Source organism: Methanolobus sp. WCC5 (assembly GCF_045690325.1).
Taxonomy (GTDB): Archaea; Halobacteriota; Methanosarcinia; order Methanosarcinales; family Methanosarcinaceae; genus Methanolobus.
This window is the reverse complement of record NZ_CP146981.1, coordinates 1,577,325-1,601,158: the sequence shown is the minus strand read 5'-3', so window position 1 is coordinate 1,601,158 and position 23,834 is coordinate 1,577,325. Positions and strand designations below refer to the sequence as shown.

General features: G+C 43.7%; 24 protein-coding genes, 1 tRNA gene and 1 pseudogene. 14 read left to right on the top strand and 12 right to left on the bottom strand.

The genetic code is table 11. The features are described from left to right. The first annotated feature begins 404 nt into the window (after positions 1–404). From pscS to V7O64_RS07640, 3 genes are all read left to right on the top strand, one after another. Positions 405–1,568, top strand: a complete 1,164-nt coding sequence (gene pscS / locus V7O64_RS07650; protein ID WP_407354839.1) for an O-phospho-L-seryl-tRNA:Cys-tRNA synthase — start codon at positions 405–407, stop codon at positions 1,566–1,568. 165 nt (positions 1,569–1,733) lie between these two features. Then, the gene (locus V7O64_RS07645) at positions 1,734–2,663 is read left to right on the top strand and encodes a mechanosensitive ion channel family protein (protein ID WP_407354838.1); all 930 of its coding nucleotides are present in this window, start codon (positions 1,734–1,736) and stop codon (positions 2,661–2,663) included. A gap of 89 nt (positions 2,664–2,752) precedes the next feature. Further along, a tRNA-Gly gene (locus tag V7O64_RS07640) sits at positions 2,753–2,824 on the top strand. A 225-nt stretch (positions 2,825–3,049) separates the two neighbouring features. Here the strand turns inward: V7O64_RS07640 and V7O64_RS07635 are convergent. Further along, the gene (locus V7O64_RS07635) at positions 3,050–3,883 is read right to left on the bottom strand and encodes a TrmB family transcriptional regulator (RefSeq protein ID WP_407354837.1); all 834 of its coding nucleotides are present in this window, start codon (positions 3,881–3,883) and stop codon (positions 3,050–3,052) included. A 162-nt stretch (positions 3,884–4,045) separates the two neighbouring features. Between V7O64_RS07635 and V7O64_RS07630 the strand changes: the two genes are divergently transcribed. Next, positions 4,046–4,792 (top strand): class I SAM-dependent methyltransferase, encoded by a 747-nt coding sequence (locus V7O64_RS07630; protein ID WP_407354836.1) that lies wholly within the window; start codon positions 4,046–4,048, stop codon positions 4,790–4,792. Between the two features lie 83 nt (positions 4,793–4,875). Here V7O64_RS07630 and V7O64_RS07625 read toward each other — a convergent pair. Both V7O64_RS07625 and V7O64_RS07620 read right to left on the bottom strand, forming a co-directional pair. Further along, a pseudogene (locus V7O64_RS07625) lies at positions 4,876–5,034 on the bottom strand (CRISPR-associated endonuclease Cas1); the annotation flags it as partial. Positions 5,035–5,269: 235 nt separating this feature from the next. After that, positions 5,270–5,503 (bottom strand): integrase, encoded by a 234-nt coding sequence (locus V7O64_RS07620; RefSeq protein ID WP_407354835.1) that lies wholly within the window; start codon positions 5,501–5,503, stop codon positions 5,270–5,272. A gap of 238 nt (positions 5,504–5,741) precedes the next feature. Between V7O64_RS07620 and V7O64_RS07615 the strand changes: the two genes are divergently transcribed. The 3 genes from V7O64_RS07615 (at position 5,742) to V7O64_RS07605 (ending at position 7,523) form a co-directional block, all read left to right on the top strand. After that, positions 5,742–6,620 (top strand): alpha/beta fold hydrolase, encoded by an 879-nt coding sequence (locus V7O64_RS07615; protein ID WP_407354834.1) that lies wholly within the window; start codon positions 5,742–5,744, stop codon positions 6,618–6,620. A gap of 114 nt (positions 6,621–6,734) precedes the next feature. Continuing rightward, positions 6,735–6,866, top strand: coding sequence for a hypothetical protein (locus tag V7O64_RS07610; protein WP_407354833.1), 132 nt, complete (start codon positions 6,735–6,737; stop codon positions 6,864–6,866). Between the two features lie 144 nt (positions 6,867–7,010). Then, positions 7,011–7,523 carry a gamma carbonic anhydrase family protein gene (locus V7O64_RS07605; protein WP_407354832.1) on the top strand — a complete coding sequence of 171 codons (513 nt, stop codon included), beginning with the start codon at positions 7,011–7,013 and terminating at the stop codon, positions 7,521–7,523. A gap of 109 nt (positions 7,524–7,632) precedes the next feature. On the opposite strand, the gene V7O64_RS07600 is transcribed toward V7O64_RS07605, so the two are convergent. Then, on the bottom strand, positions 7,633–7,995 hold the full coding sequence (locus tag V7O64_RS07600) for a hypothetical protein (protein WP_407354831.1): 363 nt from the start codon (positions 7,993–7,995) through the stop codon (positions 7,633–7,635). A 236-nt stretch (positions 7,996–8,231) separates the two neighbouring features. Here V7O64_RS07600 and V7O64_RS07595 point away from each other — a divergent pair, with 236 nt between their 5' ends. Next, entirely contained in the window at positions 8,232–9,107 is an 876-nt protein-coding gene (locus V7O64_RS07595) for an HPP family protein (RefSeq protein WP_407354830.1), read from the top strand. A gap of 27 nt (positions 9,108–9,134) precedes the next feature. Here V7O64_RS07595 and V7O64_RS07590 read toward each other — a convergent pair whose 3' ends face one another. From V7O64_RS07590 to V7O64_RS07555, 8 genes are all read right to left on the bottom strand, one after another. Then, entirely contained in the window at positions 9,135–9,740 is a 606-nt protein-coding gene (locus V7O64_RS07590) for a hypothetical protein (protein ID WP_407354829.1), read from the bottom strand. After that, positions 9,730–10,605, bottom strand: coding sequence for a PrsW family intramembrane metalloprotease (locus tag V7O64_RS07585; protein WP_407354828.1), 876 nt, complete (start codon positions 10,603–10,605; stop codon positions 9,730–9,732). The genes V7O64_RS07590 and V7O64_RS07585 overlap by 11 nt, the downstream gene beginning before the upstream one ends. A 43-nt stretch (positions 10,606–10,648) precedes the next feature. Further along, entirely contained in the window at positions 10,649–11,620 is a 972-nt protein-coding gene (locus tag V7O64_RS07580; RefSeq protein WP_407354827.1) for a mechanosensitive ion channel family protein, read from the bottom strand. A gap of 39 nt (positions 11,621–11,659) precedes the next feature. Continuing rightward, positions 11,660–12,517, bottom strand: a complete 858-nt coding sequence (locus V7O64_RS07575; RefSeq protein ID WP_407354826.1) for a hypothetical protein — start codon at positions 12,515–12,517, stop codon at positions 11,660–11,662. Positions 12,518–12,543: 26 nt separating this feature from the next. Further along, entirely contained in the window at positions 12,544–12,699 is a 156-nt protein-coding gene (locus V7O64_RS07570) for a hypothetical protein (protein ID WP_407354825.1), read from the bottom strand. Positions 12,700–12,725: 26 nt separating this feature from the next. Further along, positions 12,726–12,902 (bottom strand): hypothetical protein, encoded by a 177-nt coding sequence (locus V7O64_RS07565; protein WP_407354824.1) that lies wholly within the window; start codon positions 12,900–12,902, stop codon positions 12,726–12,728. A gap of 66 nt (positions 12,903–12,968) precedes the next feature. Continuing rightward, positions 12,969–15,437: a tetratricopeptide repeat protein gene (locus V7O64_RS07560; RefSeq protein WP_407354823.1), complete on the bottom strand. Its 2,469-nt coding sequence runs from the start codon at positions 15,435–15,437 to the stop codon at positions 12,969–12,971. 131 nt (positions 15,438–15,568) lie between these two features. Beyond that, the gene (locus tag V7O64_RS07555; RefSeq protein WP_407354822.1) at positions 15,569–16,162 is read right to left on the bottom strand and encodes an IMPACT family protein; all 594 of its coding nucleotides are present in this window, start codon (positions 16,160–16,162) and stop codon (positions 15,569–15,571) included. Between the two features lie 233 nt (positions 16,163–16,395). On the opposite strand from V7O64_RS07555, the gene V7O64_RS07550 reads away from it, so the two are divergent. The 6 genes from V7O64_RS07550 to V7O64_RS07525 all read left to right on the top strand — a co-directional run bounded on the left by V7O64_RS07550 (position 16,396) and on the right by V7O64_RS07525 (position 23,832). Continuing rightward, a complete protein-coding gene (locus tag V7O64_RS07550) occupies positions 16,396–19,470 on the top strand; it encodes a tetratricopeptide repeat protein (protein WP_407354821.1) in 3,075 nt (1,024 codons plus the stop codon). 76 nt (positions 19,471–19,546) lie between these two features. Then, a complete protein-coding gene (locus V7O64_RS07545; RefSeq protein ID WP_407354820.1) occupies positions 19,547–20,215 on the top strand; it encodes an HAD family hydrolase in 669 nt (222 codons plus the stop codon). A gap of 32 nt (positions 20,216–20,247) precedes the next feature. Further along, a complete protein-coding gene (locus V7O64_RS07540; RefSeq protein ID WP_407354819.1) occupies positions 20,248–20,970 on the top strand; it encodes a tetratricopeptide repeat protein in 723 nt (240 codons plus the stop codon). A gap of 133 nt (positions 20,971–21,103) precedes the next feature. Next, positions 21,104–22,369, top strand: a complete 1,266-nt coding sequence (locus tag V7O64_RS07535; protein WP_407354818.1) for a cysteate synthase — start codon at positions 21,104–21,106, stop codon at positions 22,367–22,369. Positions 22,370–22,372: 3 nt separating this feature from the next. Next, positions 22,373–23,137 carry an ATP-binding cassette domain-containing protein gene (locus V7O64_RS07530; protein WP_407354817.1) on the top strand — a complete coding sequence of 255 codons (765 nt, stop codon included), beginning with the start codon at positions 22,373–22,375 and terminating at the stop codon, positions 23,135–23,137. After that, positions 23,134–23,832, top strand: a complete 699-nt coding sequence (locus V7O64_RS07525) for a GTP-binding protein (protein WP_407354816.1) — start codon at positions 23,134–23,136, stop codon at positions 23,830–23,832. The genes V7O64_RS07530 and V7O64_RS07525 overlap by 4 nt, the downstream gene beginning before the upstream one ends. Positions 23,833–23,834 lie beyond the last annotated feature (2 nt).

Here is a 23,834-nt window from a genome sequence, read left to right as displayed (position 1 = left end):
GTGAAAAAACGCTATCTGTGTTAATCTGCGTTTATTTGCGGTTAATATTAAAGGAAAGAATCACAGATGAACACGGATACACTCACCTCCTATAGAGTTGAGTACCTGCTAAACATGTGTTTAACAGGTAACGCAGATAAAGGAAATATAAATGTGTTCATCTGCGTTTATCTGCGGCTATGAGTTAAAACTCGTTGACGATCTGGATTTCTACAGAGCTATTTGTTTTCATTTTTACTTTTCACTTTTCATTTATACGGCCTTATTTTCAGCTATACCCCATGTTGTGCCTCATTATTCCATACAATCCGGAATAATTAAAGCTGTGTTAATAATTTTACAACGAACATTTTTAACTAGTATTGGAAGGTTCAATACTCAGTATTATCCGGAAAGGGAACATTATGGAACTTGATGACTCTACTCTTAGCAAATTTGGTTTTATCGAGCGTGGTCCAAAGGATGCGATAAACATCGACCCGCTCCAGACAGGTGGCAAACTCACAGAAGATGCCCGAAGGGCATTACTTGAATGGGGAGACGGATATTCGGTATGTGATTTCTGTGGAGGGGTGCTTGACCTGATAAAAAAGCCTCCTATAGAAGAGTTCGTTCACAATGCACTGCCGGCATTCCTGGATACGGATGCTGTGAGGATAACACATGGTGCAAGGGAATCCAAGTTCGCTGTTATGCATTCCATGGCACAGGAAGGTGACTGCGTCGTACTTGACGGGCTTGCCCATTATTCTTCCTTTGTTGCTGCACAACGTGCAAGGCTGAACATAAAGACGGTCCCCCACAGCGGCAGTCCCGAATACAGGACGGATGTAGAGGGTTATGCCACAGCTATCGAAGAGGTCATAAGCGAGACAGGTAAGGCTCCGGCGCTGGCCCAGGTGACATATCCCGATGGAAGTTACGGTAACCTTGCGGATGTAAAGAGGATATCCGATATCTGCCACAGCTATGATGTGCCGCTCATGCTCAATGGTGCCTACTCTGTTGGCAGGATGCCTATACATGCAAAGAAGATGGGCGTGGATTTTGTAGTGGGCAGCGGTCATAAGTCCATGGCATCATCAGGGCCTATAGGTGTGCTGGGTGTTAAGGAAGAATACGCTGACATAGTTTTCAGGAAATCCCCCACTCATAAGGTCAAGGAAATAGAACTTCTGGGCTGTACTGCAAGGGGTGCCACGGTAATGACTATGATAGCTTCTTTCCCGCATGTGGTGCGCCGCACACGTAACTGGGAGACGGAGGTTGCAGATGCCCGCTGGTTCTCTTCTAAACTGGAAGATATGGGCATCATCCAGATGGGTGAGAAACCACACAACCACGACCTGATGTTCTTTGAGGCTCCGGTGTTCTACGATATCTCCCAGACCGCAAAGAAAGGCAGGTATTTCCTCTACCGCGAACTTAAGGAGCGCAACATCCACGGTATCAAGTCAGGCCTGACCAGGTACTTCAAGCTCAGTACCTTCCAGGTGGGTCGTGAGAACCTGTCCTACATAGCAGACTCCTTCCAGGAGATAATCGATAAGTACCAGAAGGCAGAGTGAGCCGTTTTCGGGTTTCTGCCTGATCGTTTTTATTTTTATTCCGGATTATGATTCATTTGAGCATAGCTTCAATGGACAACATCAATAAGATGATATACATACACCATATCTTATTAAGAAAATCATCAAATTGTCAATATCAAAAATGATCAGGGATCAATGGATATGGATAAAAGGACTTCATCTAACAGCCTTATAAATGTAAGGTCAAAGCTGGTTCACAAGTTACTGAACCGTGCATTCCTGTTCTTTGTGTTCATGATAGCCATTGCACTTTTGGTCATTTTTGCCGATGAAAGGGGAATAATGGATGTCCCTCTTGTCATTAAGGATACCCTGGAGGCCCTGGTGACCATTTTGGTCTCTTATGCCCTTGCAACGCTTTTTGCCAAACTCACCGTAAATCGTATACTCAATTATTTTGAAGGGGTCGGGCACATCGAGGAACGCATACTTATGAGCAAGATGTACCTTGCCCTTATCTATCTCATTGCGACCCTGGTTGTTTTCTGGCAGCTTGGTATCACAAAGCAGAACATAGCCATTTTCCTCGGCCTGATGGCCACAGGTTTTGCCTTTGCCATAAGGGATGTGATACTTTCGTATTTCATCTGGTTCATCCTGCTTACCAAGAAACCCTTCAAGATAGGCGATTACATAAAGGTGGGGGAAGATTGCAGTTCCGAGGGCCTTGTAAAGCACATAGGCATGTTCTACGTAGTGATCGACCCAACCCCTGAGACCTATGAGGATTATTTAAAGGTTCCGAATAAGGTCTTCCTTGAAAAACCCATCAGGAACTACGGGAGAGGCAAGTTTCAAAGTGGGTTTGACATGTATTTTGACCTGGACGAGATACCCGCTGATTTCCCCGCAAAGGTCGAGGCCCTGAAAGAGAGGATCTGGAACAGCATCGATGTGGATGTAAGCCTTTTCATGGGCTCCGACAAGGACGGCATCAAGATTACCGTCTACTACAGGTCAACCTATGACCGCCGCGAACAGATCAGGCACCAGATAACAGCAATGATGCTGGATGAACTGAGGCCGGCAAAAAACCGTCTCTCCCCCTATGAATCAGTGAACGATACATGAAACACCCCCTGAACAACACATGATTGCTCCGGCTCACCACAAAATCTATAATCTAAAACGTAGTATAACATACTGCGATTTTTTAATATGCGGCTGTGGTTTAGTGGCTATGACCGTGGCTTCCCAAGCCATGAACCCGGGTTCGAATCCCGGCAGCCGCATGAGGATTTTGGGATATATACAACGCCAAAAAAGTGTACGCTTTTTTCGCCTTGTATATATCCCCGCACAATCTTAAGGGGATATAGGTAACGTGGAAAAATCGAACTTTTTGAAAATTATTTGGCTACTAATCAAATTGTAATTTATTCGAAAAGTATTATGTGACAATTCAATGAGGTTACAAACTGGCAGGCATTAATAAGAAGCTCATAACCCAGACCATTTTATGTGAAATTGAATCGCTTCCCCTTAGTCCAGAGGTCATCGAATTTAGCTTTGAAACGCTTTGTATATGACTCATCATGAATCTGTGTCATACCGAGACTAGTACCAGTATTAATCTGATCTTCAATATCAAGAAAGATAGTCTTTGAATCAAAGATTACAAAATCATTCTCTGTTTCCAAAATTCTTATTTCCATGAATTTCTGAACATTACTTTTGACTGATTCATCTTCAATTGAATTAACAAGTTCTTTTATTGCCGGCAACAGTTGAGAGTGGGAATCCAGAATTTTAACATGAATGCCACGCTGTGCCAAATTTAAGTAAGCCCTGCTGAATACTGGCATTGAATCATCATATTGTTCTGATACTCCTGGCTTATACTTAAGGGGAGTAACAACACATATTTCATGCTCAATATCCTCAAAAAATGAATTCACCGTCTCTTTTAGTTCATTATCATGGAACTCGTCGGGCCAGAATATTGTTTCAACATCCTTTGGAGAATCGTCATTGGAAAGTTGCCGTTCAATTTCAGTAAAAGCTTCCCTGAGTAGTTTTAGCTTATTGAATGCTTCTTCTTCTCTTCTTTTGTACATGAGTTCAAAAGCAATTTTCGGATCAACAGTCCTGTATTTTCGTGGCCTTGAAGGTTTGATCTCCACAAGGCCATACTTGTTCAAATCCCTCAAGATCTCATAGATCCTTCCAATGGGAACTTGTGATAACTGTGATAATTTACTTGCTTCCATATCTCCTTTTTTCAAAAGCGTCCAATAAACAGAACTCTCATATTTGTTCAAACCGATGTTTGCAAGTAACTTTTCATCCATCTTTTCACTACTTCTGAGTTTATTGCAAAGTAAAATTGCTATATATTCTGCGAGATATTAAGAATCACTGCTTGAACATATAAAATCGTAGTTGTCAAAAAGCCATATTGACTTTATTGAATATCATTTCAAGCAAAACAAATGATGAATATAGGTGCAAAAATGGAATCGCCAATTTTTGAGATATTTGATGGTTTACCCAGACAGGGTCCAGGTAGTAATGAATGTACTGAAAAAGCCTTTAATATGCTTTCTTCCCTTCCTGCCGGCAGTAAGATTCTTGACATTGGTTGTGGTGTGGGCATGCAGACAATCCATCTTGCGAAGATATGTAACGACTGTCACATCACTGCAACTGATATTTACCAGCCTTTTTTGGACAAACTGATGGAAAATGCAGCTAATGAAGGAGTTGACAATAAGATTACCACAGTTTGTGCTTCCATGGATGAACTGCCTTTTGAAGCAGGAGATTTCGACGTAATCTGGGCAGAAGGCTCCATCTTTATCCTTGGTTTTGAAAAGGGAATCAGCTACTGGAAACAGTTCTTGAAAGATGGTGGCTATATGGCAGTGACAGAGAACACATGGTTCACGGATGAACCTTCTCCGGAAGTTGCTGAATTCTGGCAGGAAATATATCCTGGTATCATGAATATGCCTGATACTGAAAAAGTTGTTACGGCAGTAGGATATGATGTCATTGATCACTTTAAACTGCCAGTTTCTGTCTGGTACGAGTTTTATGACAATCTGGAAAAAAGAGTTGATGAAATCAGTGATAATTATAAAGGAAACACTGAGGCAGAAATGATACTTGAGTTTAACAGAAAAGAGATAAAACTCTTCAGAGAACGCCCAGATGAATATGGTTATGCGTTCTACATTTTTCAGAAGAACAAATTCTAATAGCGTATGTATAGAGTGACTTGCTCATAAAAAGCAGGTCACATCCGAATACAAATCATTTTTAAAATTAATACATTTTCGTTTTAAGCTGTCTCCCAGTTATCCAACCTTTCTTTCACATGAGCATTCAAAGTAAATGGCTTATCAGTTTTAGCATTCTGTTTCATGTAATGCAATGTACCTTTAGAAAATCCCATCTTCTTCCATTCGGTGTAGGACATATCAATGATCTTCTTCCTCAGCAGATGAAATCATGAAGGGAACAGGTGGCACAATGGAACACTTGCTAGAGATACAGAGAAGTAGAATGCATGGTACGCTTTTACCTTTATATTAATATCATTTTTTGATAATAATACATGTACTGATGAATATCATGCATTATACTGTGTATATGAGAAGTGTTCTAACTGTACCAACTGTTCCTATATTCTAAGAAAAATGAAATCTCCCCGATAATATCCAGTACTTTCAAATTCATTTCGCCATGATTTCCATTAAAGAAGGCATCACTTTTCTATAATTTAAACTCGAATTGTTCAACTTATACAAATAATTCATCATCAAAACAGAACCATTAGAATGTCCAACCATATATTTAATCAGAGATTCTTGAATACCTGCTTTTACACATTTGTCTATGAAAAAGTTCCTGCCATATTTAAGTGGAAGTCCCCTTTCCCGAATGTATCTTCTCGCATACCCCCTCATTTATGTTTACCTTCATCAATTGCCCTGCAAAATCTGTAGGCATAAATGCTTTGAAGGCTTTTTTGTTGCCGCGTTCCCAATCAAGATCACATTATGTTTCATCTTTTTCGTCGTGTACACTTTTATAGTCAAACACATTTCGTATTTTGATAGCTGATACAAATCTGATTCTGCTGAAATTATTTATCTTCTTTCAATAGTAAATCTTTTTATTCAGCAAGTTACCATTATATGTAATATGGATGTTGCGAATAATCCGTTATGGCTCGATACAACTGAATATCCGTTCAGATCGCATTTTTTCAGGACATCTGTTGGGGACATGCATTATGTTGATGAAGGGGAAGGGGATCCGGTGGTATTCATACATGGGAATCCTTCATGGTCATTTGAATTCAGGGGTCTGATCAAAGAGCTGTCAAAGACCCACAGGTGCATTGCGCCTGATCATATCGGTTTTGGTTTGTCGGACAAACCGGGGCACTTTTCATATTTACCGGTGGACCATGCTGCAAACCTTGATGCTTTTCTGGAGTCGCTGGACCTGGAGAACATCACTTTGCTTTTTGGGGACTGGGGCGGGCCTATCGGATTATCCTATGCATTAAGTCATCCTGAAAAGGTAAAGAATATCGTGATCACCAATACCTGGATGTGGTCTGTAAGATCAGATTGGTATTATCAGGCATTCAGCAATTTTGTAGGCGGACCGATCGGAAGATATCTCATCAAAAAACATAATTTCTTTGCTAATAATGTTGTCAGGTCGGTCTTTGGTGACAAAAACAAACTGACCCCGAATATCCATAAACATTATTTGATGCCACTGGATGATCCGGAAAAAAGAAAAGGATCCTGGGTGTTCCCGGGACAAATAATCGGCTCTTCTGACTGGTTGCAATCCATGTGGGATAAAAGAGATGTCCTGAAGGATAAAAACATACTGATAGCCTGGGGCATGAAGGACATAGCTTTCAGGAAAAAGGAAATGGACCGGTGGGCAGGAGCATTCCCTGATGCAAAAGTCATCAGATTTCGCAATGCAGGTCACTTTATTTCGGAAGAGGAGCCAGGTGAGCTGATTTCGGCTATCAGAGGATACTTTGCGGATAAATGACATTGGGGAATAAAAAACAGGCTTTTCTAAGAGAAAAAACCATTGATGCCACGGCCCGGATCGTTACGTGACTATTTAAGTCAATGATGCTATCTTATACTGAAGAGGAATAACATGCCCAGATATTGTAAAGTGTGTGGTCAGAAAAGCGGCAGATGCAATCATCTGGTACTCGATCTTGGTGAGCCTTATGAAAGTAAGGATGAAAAGAAGACCACACCTGAAGGTTCAAAGAACAAGAGCTGACTTTAGATCATAACTTGGATCGTAACTAAAATTGTAACTTCAACCGTAACTTGAACCATAACTGTAATCGTAATTTAAATCGTAATTTGAAACATAACTGTATTCGTAATTCATATTCCCTTTACTTCTTCAATGGTGATCCACATGATAATTGAATTCAGATCCGTAAGGCCATCCGTCTCACCCACCGCCTTTATAGCAAGTTCTGCAAACGTCATCGGTAATGTAACTATCAGAGAGCATTCCAGCGTCTGGTTCAATGCTGTCATTCGCGGGGACAGCAGTAAGATATGCATAGGGAAGAGGACAAGCATACAGGATAACGTTGTTATCCATGCGGATGAGCCGCACAATGTTGAGATAGGGGACGATGTCACAGTTGGGCACGCCGCTGTGCTCCACGGGTGCAGGATAGCCGACAATGTGCTCATCGGGATGAACGCCACGGTGCTTGATGGTGTCGAGATAGGGGAGAACTGCATCGTAGGCGCCAATGCACTGGTGCCGCCGGGGAAGAAGATACCGGCAGGGAGCCTTATAGTTGGTGTGCCCGCAAAGGTTCAGCGGGAGCTGACAGATGAGGACATCGCGCATATACGGGAGAATGCGGCGCAATACGTCAGGCTTGCCGGGGAATACAGATCCGTTCCGGATTGACATTTGCTTTTAAGTTGATGAAGACAAATATCCGAATGAAGATGAACGTTGTAATGAACGCTCATCAGTGCCAGGGTCCCATCAAAAACCCTTCAGGTGCAAGCTATGCTTAAAAGAGGAGCACAGCAGCAAACATGACCATTCCCAGTGCAAACAGTATTGAGAATATGATAATTGTCTTTTTCCTAAGGTTCCTCTCCTTTTGTGTGAGAGGCCTTAATTCATGTTCATGTTTCTTCTCAAGGTGTGACCCCAGAAAGGTTCCGATAACAAGGCCAACAAGGTAACCCAGGAATATGTTCTCCAGTGCAATAGCGATGGGTATACCGATAGCTATCCCGATGAGTAGCCCGTGTCCCATATAGTGGCCCCTCGGATATTTTCCTGTTGCCCTGTATTCCTCTCTCTTCAGCCTGAACGCGAAGAACGACATTACAAGTCCTGCAAGGAGCAGCACAAGGATAAGGATCATAACAAAGGAATTGATCATGGTTCTGGTTCTGTCTTACTTTACTTAATAGTTTGTGGACAGCCTGCGGATCGTTTGCAGATATGCAGGTATCCTGTGGATTACCTGCTAACAGCCCGCTGATTACCTGCTGACAGCCCGCCGATAACCTGTCCTCTTTGTCCATATACAACTGCCGGGATTTACAAATACTATTGATGCGTAATATAACATGGTAATTGAAGTGGGTGTAGTATCCTGTGTTCTCCATTTTAGGAGAGATGCAGGAAATGAATTTTACAAGGCTCCTCTCAGGAGCAAGAAGGAGTGAAAGAATGATAGTTGGGGATATAATGAATAAAGATCCGGTATGTGTCAATGTGACAGATCTTATGACACATGCCAGACAGGTAATGCGGGATAAGCACCTTCACAGTCTTCCCGTAATGGATGGTAACGGACGTGTGGTCGGTATGCTGGATGACCAGGACATCCTGCGGCTTCAGTCAAACAGATCCGAAGTGACGGTAGGCGGATATGCACGTGAGTTTCCTTTGATAACCCCGGATATGGAAATAAGGGATGCAACAAGGTCACTTCTCGATGCAAGGCAACACCGCGCGCCGGTCGTGACCTCCTCCACTGACAGATCCATTGCAGGTGTACTGAACGACACGACTCTCCTGCGTCATGTCAGACTCATGAAACTCCCTGCAAGGAATGTAAGTGAGATAATGAACACAAAGGTCAGGACCATATATCCCGATGACACTGTAAGCAAGGTATGGGGAAACATGCTGGAATGGGATTATACCGGAATACCTGTCATTTCACATGAAAATGAGGTTATGGGGATTGTCACCCGCAGTGATATCATAAAGGCAGGATTTGCCAGACCCGGCAATCGCGCAAGTGAAGCACATGACAGCGCATCAGGTGATTCCCCTAAAGTTGAGAAGCTGATGTCAACGCCTCTTTATTCCATCAGCCCCCGTACAACTATATCCAAAGCCATCGAGACCATACTTTCCTATGATGTGGGCCGTATATGTGTTACCGATAATAAGCAGCTGCTTGGTATTGTTGATAAGTTCTCCCTGCTTAAAGAATGCCTGGCAGGGCCGGGATTTGAATAAACCTTCTTTTTTTCCTTTTTCATTCCGTCATTTCTCCCTGATCTGACAGGAACTCCCGCACATCGGTCTGATGAAAGCGGATATCTGGCTGTAGTTTTCTTTCGTGCAGAATATGATGCTCTTTTCCAGGTACCCTGCATGCAATGTGATGGTACTGTATTTAGGATAGAATACAGCTTTTGTTATCTTTTTCCACTTCATGTCCTGATCCTGTCGTGAGGCAGCAAGTAAACCTGCACCCGTTGTAGCGGGGTTCCTTGCAAGGAGTCCTGCCAGTACTATCAGTAAATTCAGTTTGCTGTTCTTGCGCCGTTGATCTTCCCTGGTGATGGTCCTTATGCCCTTTTTATCCATGGTGTAGGAAAGCAGGTATCGGTTCCCGTAGTATGCGAATATGAACAATACAGTGAAAAAGAACAACAGCCCTATGAGCATCAGGGCATATTTCATGTCCCCCATGTTGCTGCTATTGAAATAAAAATTCCCGCCAATGATAGACGGAAGCATTATCAAGAACACGATACCTGCTGTGATGAAGGTAGCAATACCCATCACCTTCAGCAGTTCTTTCAGGATGAACCTGTTAGTCAGGATAGAAACGTCAATATCCCATTCAATATTTTCATCTTTCATATCTGTCACTCCAGCATGCAGCTTCGGGTATGCCCCTTTCCTGTCTTTCTATCTGAAGTCTCTTTGCTTCGTCGTACCTTCTCCACAGCAGGAAAATACCTACCGTTGCCACGAAAACCTGTCCTATGAACACGTTTACAAGAGGGAGAGGGAATATAGACAGCACTTCCGGTAGTCCGTTCCAGAGTCCGTGCAGTATCGAAACTGTCAGATATGCACCAATGACCCTGTGATTGATGTTGAATATCCGGGGTCCGCTTTCCCTGAACATGACACTTACAAGGATTGCTGTCCATGTGCCGTGTCCTATGGGTGCGATCACCCCTCTTACCAGTGTGATGAGGACGGTCTGGGAGAGGCTTCCTCCGCTTGCAAGGAATGCAGTAAAAGCATAACCGGTACTTTCAAGTGCTGCAAATCCCATTCCTGATGCTGCACCAAGGATGAGGCCGTCCATCTGGGAATCATGGCGGCAGCGTTTGGCTATCACCAGCACCCCCAGGATCTTGGCGAATTCTTCTATCAGGCCAACCTCAAAAGAGTAGAGCAGTTTATGCTGTGAAAGGAATATGGGCTCCAGGGTAGCTGCAGCCAGCACCCCCAGCAGTCCTCCATAGAAAAAGGCCCAGGCAGTTGTTGGCATGTCGAGCTTGCTTAAATGTCTTCTCTGGTAAAAGAATGCCACATATGTTATAGGCACAAGAAAATTCCCGAGTATGACAACAGTGGGAAATATGTTGGTATTACGTGTTGCAGCAAGCGCAATCACTCCGAATATGTACAGAAGTAAACCGCCTGTGAATACTTTTAGCCAGGAGATCTTCTTTTCACTTCTCCTTCCCTCGTATGTTTCCTGTTCTTCCATTGTGATTTCCGCTTCTGGATATTTTTAGGTCAGATACGGGTCTTTAAGTTTTCGGGGACGTCGTCGCATCAATTCCCGGCATTTTTATAATTTCGACACTTGATACACTTCCAATGGAGATATCCTCCTCATGATCAAAGGTCTCAAGAAGGCTTCTGACTATCATGTCATTGACATGTCTTCGTTTTTTAGGGTCAACCACATACCGCAGGTGCATTTCTATTCTGTCCCCTTCTATCTGCATAAAGGCCTTCGTATCAACATCATAGGATGTAAGCATATATTTCTGTTCCATTCTTGCAAGTTCTTTTTTGGAATGCTCTATGTAGTCTTTTATAATTTCATTTATTGTGCTCAAAGCTATTTTTTTTGCTTTTGTCCAGTCACTCTCCGGAGCCAGCATTATTGTCACTTCGTCCCATATGAATGAAAAATCCTTTGTGTAGTTCATTATGGTGCTGTTAAGGATAAAACTGTTTGGAACGTTGAGCACTCTTCCTGAATATTGGTCACCATCAACCCATTGTCTTATTTCCATAAGTGTAGTATGGAAGTATGTGATATCCAGTACATCCCCGTAGCAGTCATTCAGTTGCATCCGGTCCCCTGCTCTGAAAGGCTTGAAGAACAGTATTATGATCCCTCCTGCAAAGTTGCGGAAAACGTCCTGTAATGTGATGACAACTCCGGCGCTGAAAATGCCATATGCGATTATAAGGGTCGTGGTTTCCTTCAAGAAGACAATAAGTAGCAAAGCTGCAGCAAGAAGTGTGATGAATACAGATGATGCTTTTCTGAGGGTATATCTGTCCCTGGTATCCTTCACCCTATCCTTTATTATCTTTTCAGCCAATGCATCCATCAGGTATGCAAAAAGAACAATTGTCAAAGCCTGAATCATCTTTATAAGCATTGTTTCATGATCTGAAGTGTAGTCTGTGAAGTAATTGATGTAGGACAATAGCAGTACCAGGACTGTAAAGAAAATGATTATAATGTTATTTTTCCCACTCACATAATAACCTTGAAGGCTATTGTATAATAATCTTATCAGTTACCCGGAGCGTTTTCCTGATAGCTTGCCTGTGCGCTGCATCAGTCTATTTATTATACGGTAGATCACTAATCCGGCAAATATGCAAAACATGAATTTGGTAAGTGAAGCAGACGGTCCGGCTGAAAAGAGAGCAATTAAAAGGAATATAATCATCGACATTATTCTTGTTGCCTTGATCCTGGAAGGGTCCAGCCCTTCTCCTGTCCTGTCTCCTACGCTTTTGAATACTTCATGTTTTATGGCAACCGGCAGGAAAAGGACAGTACCCACTGCAAACAGATACAGTTCCTCCATCGAAGTTTCAAACGCCACACCATCCATTTGAATAACTATAAGAATTGATGCAAAGAACAATATTATTCCTGCCTGCACATGATATTTTGCAGGTTCCTTCAGGCGGCTGTCAATAATGAATGCTGCAGAACTGATTGCAGTATATATCCAGGATATCGTGTATCCGAGTACTATGCCAAGAGCTGCAACTAACAAAGAGTCAAAAGGACCTGCGGGTAAACCAGATGAGTGATTTGTGATCCTCAGAATAAGCAGGAGCCAGAGAAAAGGTAGCAGGGACACATCAATTCCGGGAGACAGGAGTATCAATGACAGGAGCACAACAATAAAAGCTCCCCAATGCCAGTCCGGATCCAGCTCCCTTGAGATAGCCCACATGAGGAACACAGCCATACTGTACCTGGCTCCTGTAAGCAGGCTTATGTAGCTGTTCTGTCCGTTTAATGCACTGATGGTTGTAAATGCAATAAATGAAAGTAAAGTGATGCTGATTATCAGTCTGTTTGTCAGATAATCAGTATCAAGGGGACGACCTATATTCGATATCCTGCCGCTGTTCATTTATATCATGGTGATAGTATGGGATTTCAACTTTTCCGTACTTCTTTTTTCTTCATAGGATCCTCTATATCTTCTGTATCCTTCGCATCCTCTGCACCCCTGCATCTTATGTATTCTATGTTGTTCTTGAATCGCCTTGACAACAAACTTCCATCATTATGATAATGATCATTAGATACCATAGTATAGATATATTTATATAGTTTGTTTATTTATTGTCATATGCAGTCACATTAAGATGGAATGTGGCAATGTCCTCAAAAGGTACGATATGGGCATCATCAAACCCGCCAAAAACGAATGAAAAGAATATTGGATTGCATGGAATGTGGGCCTGAAGATACTTTCCTCTCGGTATCCTCCTGCTAAACGTTTTAGCCCTCATTCCTCCCGTCATATATTCTCAGGCCGGCTGCTTAAAAAAAAGATAAGGTATGTAGTTTGCACTGTTTTATTCGACCCCTTCTTCTATCTTTCTGGAATTTTCATACATCCACAATGCATCTTCATTCCGTCCCATGAGTTCCAGTACGTATCCAAGATTTTCAAGGGTAATAGTAACATTGGTGCGATATGCAGGATTCCCGGGTTCACTCTCCATTACCGCTGCATAGCTTCTCAGGGCATTCTCATAGCTTTGCTTTGCCTTATCATGCAGTCCGGCATCAAGATAAAGTGATCCCATTCCATCCAGCACCCCGGCATAATCAAGCTGATGTGCCGGGTTTGAAGGATTCCTGTCCATCAGTTCCCGGTACCTTTCAAGTGAAGCATCATATCTGTCTCTTGCCTCCTCTGTATGGCCGGAATTTGCTGCAATATCTGCTATTTTTTTGTGCAGTGATGCGGTTCTTTCAAGAAGGAACATATTTTCAGGATCAAGCTGTCCCATTTCTGCATATGCATCTATTGCATAATTGTACATATAGGCTGACTCTTCGGTCTCACCTCTGTGCGAAAGTACCTGTCCGATGTCCTCAATGACAGAAGCCCTGTTTGCAAGAACAGAAACATCACAGGCATTTACTTCAAGCAGATCATTGTATCTGGATAGCAGGAACTCAAGTACTTCAAGTTTCCCGGAAGCCTCCTGTTTGCCGGCAGATATCTTCATTCTTTCAAGAAGTTTCACTATCTTAGGCAGGTATGTACCGGTCTTATCTGTTTCATGAAGCTGTTCATATACCTGTAGTGCTTCTGTTGTCTGTTCCATGGCAAGCATGATATCAGCTATCTTTTCCTGGAGCACTCTGATCCTTGTGGCATTCTTTGCCTGTTCATCAGGCACAAGTCCCAGAAGTTCTGTCCTTGTTCCAAGTATCTTCTCATATTCTTTTTTCAGGCTCTCTAAATTTCCCGTGTTGTCGGAGTTCTTCTCCTTTCCAACAAGTATCTCCTCTATCCGATCGATGTATCCCTTGTCAGAAAAGCCATTTTTCAGAAGTTGCATGTAATTGGTCAAAGAATCGTCATAAGCTCCCATACTGAAACTTGTCTGTGCTATGTTTTCCAGAACATCCTTTATCCCGGAATTATCTCCGGTTGCATGCCTGACAGTCTCAAATGTCGCAAAAGCCTTCTGGAAATTGTCAATTGCTTGTGCAAAAGACCCGTTATCAGCAAGTATCCTGCCTTTTGCATTGCAGATAGATGCATGGGTAAGTTCCATTTCAAGGCTCTCCGGAGTCAAGGCTCCTATCTTTTCTTGCAGGTCATTGTATTTTTCAAGTCTTGCATCCGGATCGTACTCGATCTCTATTATTGCAAGCATATCTTCAACAATGGGTGCTACGGCCTGATGTGTCTGTTCCTCTTCACCATCACTTTTAAGTGTGTTTATTGCGATATCCAATGCCTCTTCCAGTCTTTCCATGGCTTCTTTGTTCCTGCCGCTTTCTTTTAGCAGGTTGCCTGTAATGCCAAGGGAGAAGAGCAGATTCAACTGGTATGCCTTATTTGCGGGCATTGATGCCAGCAGTTTCCTGGATACTTCTGCTATCCTGTCATATCTTTCCAGTGATCTTTCTGACCTTTCCTCACTTTCCAGTATCCTGCTCATGTTCCTGAGAATATCAATGATCTGCTTCCTGTTATCAGCGTTGCTGCTGTCCTTATCAAATTGCCCTGTAGCTATTTCCAGTGCCTCTTCAAGTTTGAGGAATGCAGCATCTTTTTGTCCTTCTTTTTCCAGGGTAATGGAAAGATCCGTCAAAGATGCAATGATCCTTGACAATTCCGCAGGCTCATCCCAGGCTTGTACAAGGTACATTTTCAATGATCCGGTGTATTTTTCTTCGTATTCTTCCCTGTCTGCAAATGCCCCGGGCGGAATATTAAGCATGTTTGCAAGTATTGTTCTTTTCTTGCGTCTGTATTCTGTTTCATCTGTTTTGCCCGGGTCAAGCGTTTCATGCAGGTCAAGAGCTTCCTGGAAAGTATTCCATGCTTCATTACATTTTCCCATTTCTGCAAGCAGTGCACCCATATTGTTCAACGTGGATACTGCATTTGATATTATGGGAGTGTCAGTTTTCTCCCTTTTAAGGAGTCCCCCGTACTCCAGTGCAGCAAGCTCATATTTTTTCATGGCATCTTCCTGCTTTCCCTGGCTCTCAAGGACCATTGCCATGTTACTGAACATCTCGCTTCTTTGGTCAGATTCTAAGTACTCAGGGTTCTTTTCAAGGATATCGGAGGCAGCAAGGTATCTTTTAAGAGCTTCTTCGTTTTTGCCCAGTGAAAACAGCAGGTTTGCATATGTTTGCAGAACTGCTACGAGTATCTCAGGAGATTCTGCTTCCATGGCCTGCTCTTCGGCCTGTTCCAGTATTTCAAGTGCATCTTCATTTAATCCTTTCTCAATCAGGCTTACTCCTTTGTTTAAGTGCCTGAATGCCATATCTCTTGCTCTTTTTGACATAGTGCTCTCGGTCTTTTATGATGGTGATCTGTGAATATGGGTTACAACATACCTTATCCTATTTATTTTCTATCGGGAAAATAATTATGGATGATTGCTGTGTCTTCGTTTTCAGTTTGAAATATCTCATGCTATTTGACAGTTATTCTGTTACTTGTCGCTTCTATGAGCTTTTCTTTAAAAACAGTTTCCAGCTCCAAATCAATTTCCACGTCAAAAGATATAGTATCTGAATACCCGGTCTTCAGTATAGTTCCAAAAACCGATACAAGCCGGTTCACGTTTTCAATGTCATGGTAGCCGAATTCCAGATGCATCCGTTTCTTTTCCCGGACATCGATTATTCCGGCGTTCTCAATGGCCTGGTTAGCAGTTTCCCTGTATGCCCTTGCAAGTCCTCCTAAACCGAGTTTCACACCACCGTAATATCTGCTCACGACGACTACCACATTGCTGAGTTCTTTCATTTCCAGAATCCTGAATACAGGCCTTCCGGAACTTCCGGCAGGTTCTCCGTCATCGTCATATTTGAATGTATACACATTTTCCGAATTTAGCACATAGGCAAAAACGTTGTGATCAGCATCGTGTTCGTTCCGGACATTGCGAATGATTTTTTTTGCTTCCTCTTCTGTTGCCACAGGAGCTGCATAGGCTATAAAGGTTGATTTTTTAATCTCTTTTTTTGCCAGTCCGCTTTTTTCCAGGGTTTTATAGGCATGCAACTGTATTTCTCCATATTTTTTTCAAATATATGTACATTATTATTATTCATGTATTATAATTTATTTTTATAATCAGATATATGTAAATACCTATAAGTGCTATTATCATTTACTACAGTTATTAGCACTTATTAGCATTCAATTTCTCTGGTAATGGTATGGTCCCTAAAAACATATTCCTATGCATAATGGTCATTTTATTGGTGTTTTTTTTCTCCCCTTCAGCAGGCAGCATGTTAATGGATGCCCGGGATCTGAATGCGATGGGTGTTTCAATGACAAAGAATGGCACTTATGAGGAGGCTCTTGTTTATTACGACAGAGCCCTTGAGACAGATCCTGCCTATCTCAGCGCACTGGATAATAAAGGTTCCACTCTTTTGCTGATGGGGGACCATGCCGGTGCATCAAAGATATATGATCGGGTACTTGAAAGTCGTCCGGATTCTCCTGCAGCTCTCTTTAAAAAGGGTCTTATCCTGGCAGAGATGGGTGATCACAAAAATGCCCTGGTGTATTTTGACAGGTCGCTTTTATCTCTTTCAAATGAGAGTTACCCTGACTATGAACCGGTCTTTGATGTCGGTCTTTTTTCCATAACAGATATTTATGAAGGTGTAGGACCCTATATTGACTACGATCCAAGGATTCCCAGTGTCTGGTATCAAAAATCTCTGTCACTTGCAGCCCTTGGCAGGTATAATGAATCTCTTTCATGCAGTGATCAGATTATAGACTATGCTGCATCTCATTCTTCCAGTCTTTCAAACCGTGCTGCTGGTTTGTATGATGTTGGCAAATACAATGAATCTATAGACATGTATGATGAGGCACTCCGGATAGAGCCCGATAATGCCGCTTACTGGTATGGAAAAGGTCTTGCCTATGATGGTCTGGGAAGTTATCAGTATGCTGTTAGTTCTTATGAAAAGGTCATTGAGCTTGAACCTGAAAATATCGATGTCCGTTATAAAATGGCCTTTGATCTTGAATCAATGGGCAAACCTGAGCTTGCAGTGAAACAGTATGATGCGATCCTTACCAGGGATCCATATGCTGTGGATGCCTGGTATAAAATGGGGAAAGCCTACCAGCAGATGGGTAATCCTGCATCTGCCCTGAGGGCATATGATCAGGTTCTTATCTACGAGCCGGAAAATTCACAGGTATGGACACTTAAAGGTGATATCCTGGATGCTACTGGAAAATATGCAGCCGCAATAGAAGCTTATGACAGAGCCTTACAGCTTGGGCCCGGGAGCAAAGGAATAATGTCTGTTGGTTCAGGTTCCTCCCTTTTTGGTATGCTGCCTGATGTTTCGGATTGTTATGGCGTAACGCCGGAATTCAGGTCGGATTCTGCTCTGCTTTGGTATAACAAGGGGCTTGCTTTCTATAAGTTAGGGGACTATGAGAATTCAGTAGCAGCATTCAACAATGTGGTTTCCGGTGAGCCCGGTTTCCCCATGGTCTGGTATCAGATGGGGAATGCATATGACAGGCTTGAATTGTACAGGGATGCTGCCGAATCTTATGAGAGGGCTTTAAAGATTGATGATTCATGTGCAAGGGTTTACTACGACCTGGGAATGGATCATGACCGTCTTGGTGAATACAGTGCTGCAGAGAAAGCATATTCAAAGGCTTTAAAGATCGAACCCAACTTCACCGCGGCCCTTTACAACAGGGCGCTGGATCTGGATTCATTGGGAAGGTATGCTGAGTCTTCAAAGGTTTACGATCAGGTGCTTGAGCAGCATCCTGATTCGCTGGATGCATGGATGAGGAAAGGAAACGCCCTTTATGAAATTGGAAGGTATGAAGAAGCCATCGGGTGCTACGAACAGGTGCTCCGCTTAAACCCTAACCATTCTCTTGCCAGGTTCCAGTTAAGTATGAACAGGGACCTGCTGGAAAGCAGCAACAAGTCAGCTTCCTATTATCCAAAAAGCTCCTCACTGTTTGGTGTTATGAATGATGCGGTTTTCAGTTCACAACTGTTCGCATGGTATGGGACCGGTTCGCTATCAAATAAGAATGCCAATGTTCTTGCGGATGCGGAAATACTTGGAGATGTTATCAGCTATGACAGGATATGGATCTTGAGGGGCTCTTGCCTTGATAGTATGTCAATGCATGACCTTGCCATTGGCTCATATAATAAAGCCATTCTCATAAATCCCGATTCTGCTGAAGCCTGGAGTGGTATGGCTTTAGCATATGACAGGCTTGGAAATTATGCAGAGGCAGTAAAATGTTATGAAATGGCAGTACTTCTGGATTCCGGGAATATGCAGGCATGGTACAATAAAGGTCTTTCCCATTATAGATACGGTGACTCACAGCTTGCAGTTGCTTCCTTTAATATAATACTTGAAAACGATCCCGGAAATACCGATGCCCTTTACTACGGTGCCTTAGCTTATGATAAGCTGGGGATGTATGATCATTCTATACCCTATTACGAAGCTATACTGAAAAATGACCCCCAGAACACTGATATATGGTACAGGAACGGTTATGCATCATACAGTACCGGAAACTATGTAAGGTCCATTGAGGCTCTGGATCAGCTGCTGAAGTATGATCCGACAAATGTGACAGTACTTAAATTACAGAGCAGTGGATCGGAAAATCTTGGCCGTTATGAGGAAGCTCTTGGATTCTATGAAAGGATACTGGCTATCGTTCCTGCAGATTCCCTGGCGATGTTCGGGGAAGCCTCAGTATACGAGAAACTTGGAAGGTATGATGAAGCAATCGCAACATATGACCGGATCCTTGAACTTGAGCCGGACAACGTTAAGGCACTGAACAGCAAAGGATTCACATATTATCTGAAAGGTGATCTTGCCACTGCATCCTCTACATTTGAGATGGCAGCAGCAGCAGACCCGACAAGTGCATCTGCATGGTATCACCTGGGAATGCTCTCTTATATGAGAAGCAGTTATGCAGGTTCTGTCTATTACTATGACAAGACACTGGAGCTGGATCCTTCATGCACCACTGCATGGTACAATAAAGGTTTTATCCTCAATATCATGGGTAATGCAGAGGAGGCTGTTGCATGCTATGACAGGGTGCTGGCTATCGATCCGGGTTCAACATCAGCATTATACAACAAGCAGTTTGCCCTCTATCGCATAGGTAAATCAGTCACTGCAGATGCTACAAAAGCAAAGCTTGAATCGATAGATCCTGATTTTGCAGCATCGCTTCAGGACAGGGGTACACAGTTCTACCTGCCGGGCGAATATAGTGACACTCTGGATTACAAACTGCCACAAAGATGGTATGAGCAGTAACTTTGCATGGGAAGTGTTCATGTTAACCTTATCCCTGTCACATAATCTTTATCGTGCATGAGGACAATTATATCCCATGCTGAGTTCTCTTATTTTTGACATGGACGGGGTTCTTGTCGATTCCATGGTGTATCATGCACAGGCCTGGATACAGGTTTCAGCTGAGATGGGTGTCACAATTACACCAGATGACATCTATGAGATCGAAGGTGCCAACTACAGGCTTGGACTGCAATGGTTTTTCCACAAAGCAGGCAGGGAACCTGTGCCTGAAAGTTATGATGCCATCCTGCAAAGGAAAATTGAGATATTCAGGAGCATCGCTGATGTAAAGCCCTTTGAGGGAATGGCAGATTGTCTTAGGGTCCTTAAAGATGATTTCAGACTGGCCGTGGTCACGGGTTCTGAAAAGGCCACAGCAGATACATTCATAGAACAGTTCTTCCCCGGCATATTCGATGCAGTGGTCTGCGGTGAGGATGTACATTATGGCAAGCCTTATCCTGAGCCTTACCTCAAAGCGCTTGAAATGCTGGGCATTGCAAAGAACGAGTGTATTGTAATAGAGAACGCCCCTATGGGTGTCGAGTCTGCAAAAAAAGCGGGTCTTTACTGTGTCGGTGTGCCAACATATGTTCCCTCTTATAAATTGTCGGCTGCAGATATAGTATTGAAGAACCATGCATCACTTCAGAGCTATCTATATGATATCCTTCATACAAGGCAGTTATCCGGTAATTCGTAAGTTTTTAAAAGCATTTAATCCAATATACAGTCATGGAAGACAATAATGATACTAATGTGCAGGGAACACTTAGATTTGAGCTGCGCAGTCTGAAGGAAAGTTTTCGTGATACTCCCAGCATGGAAACCCTTCTCAGGATCGTTGCTACCTACCATGAGATGAAGCAGACAGAGCGAGGCATCGGTTTTGCAGAAGCTTTCCTGATGCAGATAGAAGACGAAAAGGACAGATATCTGCAGACTTCCATGGTCTTTGAGATGGTGGACCGTAACGAAGAAGCTCTTTCATACCTTAAAGAGGCTGCAGAGAAATTCCCTGATGATGTCCGGATAAAGAATCACTATGGAATGCTTCTGAACAAACTGTCGGAATTTGAGAAGGCCCTTTACATTTACGATGTTCTTCTGGAGAGCGACCCGAAGTCACTGGAATCACTTGCCGGTAAACTGATAGCATTAATAGGACTTGGCAGGCACGGTGATATATTGAAGTTGTACAAGACCTCAATTGGGATAACTCCGTCCTCTGTGCAGGACTGGCATTTCAAGGGTGTTATAGATGGTATCCTTGAAGACTATTTCGAGCATGAGAAAGGTGCTTCGATAACTGAAGGGCAGGCTGATAAATTGTCAAAGAGCTTTGGTTCGATCAAACATGTAATAGACGGACTCGGGCCGGAGATACATAATTTCTACATGATGGGAAGTGTCACAGGTAAGGAGATATATCGCGAGATACAGGGTAAGAAAAACTGATCATTCTTTGATTTTTATTACTAAGCCTTTTTTAATACCCCTTTTATACATTTATTAGTGTTAATTATCCTTCCGAGGAAAACAACAAATACAAAAGGGCAATATTTATAATAACTCTGTCCACATTCGATGTATGGATAAGTATAATGTGAAATGCCTGCTGTGTGGCGAAGTTCACGACCCTCATGCTCAGAGCTGCAAAAGGGGTGATGATTCCCTTCTTCGTACTTATTACACAGCAAAACAGTTGATCCCGGGGGATCTGCCCGGGATCTGGCGATACTACGACTGGCTTCCCACGGATGGTATCATTGAGGAAGGTTCAGGGCGAACCGTGACTTACAGGAGTAAGGGGCTTGCATATGCCCTTGGTCTTGATGAGCTGTGGATAGCTTTTAATGGTTACTGGCCTGAAAAGGACGCGTATCTTATGACCTGTACTTTCAAGGACCTTGAGTCATTCCCTACCATGCAGAGACTCAGGGAACAGAAAGAAAAAAGGGTAATGGTGGTGGCATCTGCCGGAAACACTGCAAGGGCATTTGCCCACGTGTGCAGTATAACCGGGCAACCGTTGCTGCTTGTGGTCCCAGCTCAAAGTGCTCACAGGTTGTGGACATTACATGACGATAATCATTCTATCTGCCTTGTAACGGTTGACGGTGATTACTTCGATGCAATATCCCTGGCCGGTGACATTTCATCCCGGGAAGGTTTTGTCAACGAGGGCGGCGCCAGGAACGTTGCCAGGCGAGATGGCATGGCTACTGTGATGCTGGATGCTGTTCTCACATCCAAAACGTTGCCTGATCATTATTTACAGGCTGTGGGTAGTGGCACCGGTGGAATATCAGCATGGGAAGCTTCTATGAGATTGCTTGAAGATGGCAGGTTTGGAACTACCCTGCCAAAACTCCATCTTGGACAGAGTCTTCCGTGTGCTCCCCTGTATTCTATGTGGCATGGTATTGAAACAGTGGACCCTGCATGTCCCCGGGGGATGTATGATGATGTTCTCTTTAACAGAAAGCCACCTTTTGCAGTCCGGGGTGGGGTCAGTGATGCTCTTGAGGCTACAGGTGGAACTATCTATGCTGTAAGCAACAAGGAGGCATCCAGGGCCCGGGAACTCTTTGAGGATTGTGAGGGAATAGACATAAATCCGGCTGCTGCGGTTGCCGTTGCCACACTGGTGCAGGCTTTGGAAGCTGGTAATGTAAAACCCGATGAAAGGATAGTTCTCAACATAACAGGGGGCGGACAAAAACTATTGATGCGGGACTATGAACTGAAACAGTTGCCTGTATCCCTTGCGGTATCTGCAAAGGATAAAGAGGCTGGGATAAAGATAGTTGAAAAGGTCTCGGAAATATTTGGTTTACAGGATGATGGTGTATAAATTATGAGTGAAATAATCAGTCTTACTATACTGGGCGGTGTTGATAAGGATGGCACCGAAGAGCCAGTAAGGTCTGTTGACATCTCCCGGGGAGAGATCGTGGGTATCGTTGGTCCCACAGGCTCCGGGAAAAGCACACTTATCGATGATATCGAACAGCTTGCCCAGGGAGACACACCTACAGGCAGGACCATTCTGGTCAATGGTGAGAGGCCGGACGCTAACATACGCGTGGATCCCCGCAGAAAACTGGTGGCACAGCTATCTCAGAATATGCATTTCCTTGCTGATATGACCGTCGAGGAGTTCCTGCACATGCATGCACGTAGCAGGGGCAAGGATGCAGGTCTTGTTACAAGGGTGATCGATCTTGCGAACACCCTTACAGGGGAGCCGATAGCACCCCACCACCACCTGACAGCTCTCAGTGGCGGACAGTCCAGGTCGCTCATGACTGCTGACATTGCCGTTATCAGTGATTCTCCTGTGGTACTCATCGATGAGGTGGAGAATGCGGGTATAAAGAAGCAGGAGGCTCTCCAGTTGCTGGCAGGCGAGGGTAAGATAGTTGTCGTGGTCACCCATGACCCGGTACTGGCACTTATGTCATCGCGCAGGATCGTTATCAGGAACGGAGGCATGATCGATATCATCACAACAAGCCCGCAGGAGCAGGATGTCTGCTGCAGGATCAGTGAGGTGGACAACTGGCTCATGTCACTCCGTGAGACCATCAGGCGCGGGGACATAGTGGAGGGTATCGTATGAAGCTGGTGGTACTTGCAGGTACGCCGGGTTCTGGAAAGACATCTGTTCTCTTACACACCATCAAAGCTCTCATAAGGAACGGAAAAACCCCTGCTGTGGTCAAGGTTGATTGTCTCTGGACAGATGATGACCAGCGTTTCAAAAAACTGGACATCCCTGTGCACGTGGGTCTTGCCAGGGACATGTGTCCTGATCATTTTACCATATATAACACCGAGGAAATGCTCAGGTGGGCAGATAAGGAAGGTGCAGATGTTCTTCTGAACGAGACCGCCGGGCTTTGCCTGCGTTGTGCTCCATATCCTGATGAATGTCTTGCTGTGTGTGTGATCGATGTCACAACAGGCCCAAACACGCCTCTTAAGGTTGGTCCTCTGCTTACAACAGCAGATATAGTTGTCATGACAAAAGGTGACCTGGTATCCCAGGCCGAGCGTGAGGTGTTCAGGGAGCGTGTGCTTGAGGTAAATCCCGGTTGCAATATCGTGGAAGCCAACGGACTGACAGGTAAAGGTGCTTTCGAACTTGCCGAGCTCATAGGCTCAGGACCTGATGCCGGTAACAATATGCTTTTGCGTTACAATCCACCCCTTGCCATCTGTTCACTATGCACAGGTGAAAACCGGGTTGCCCGGAAACATCATATGGGCGTCCTGAGAAACCTTGACGGATTCATGGAATATAAAGGTGAATGAGG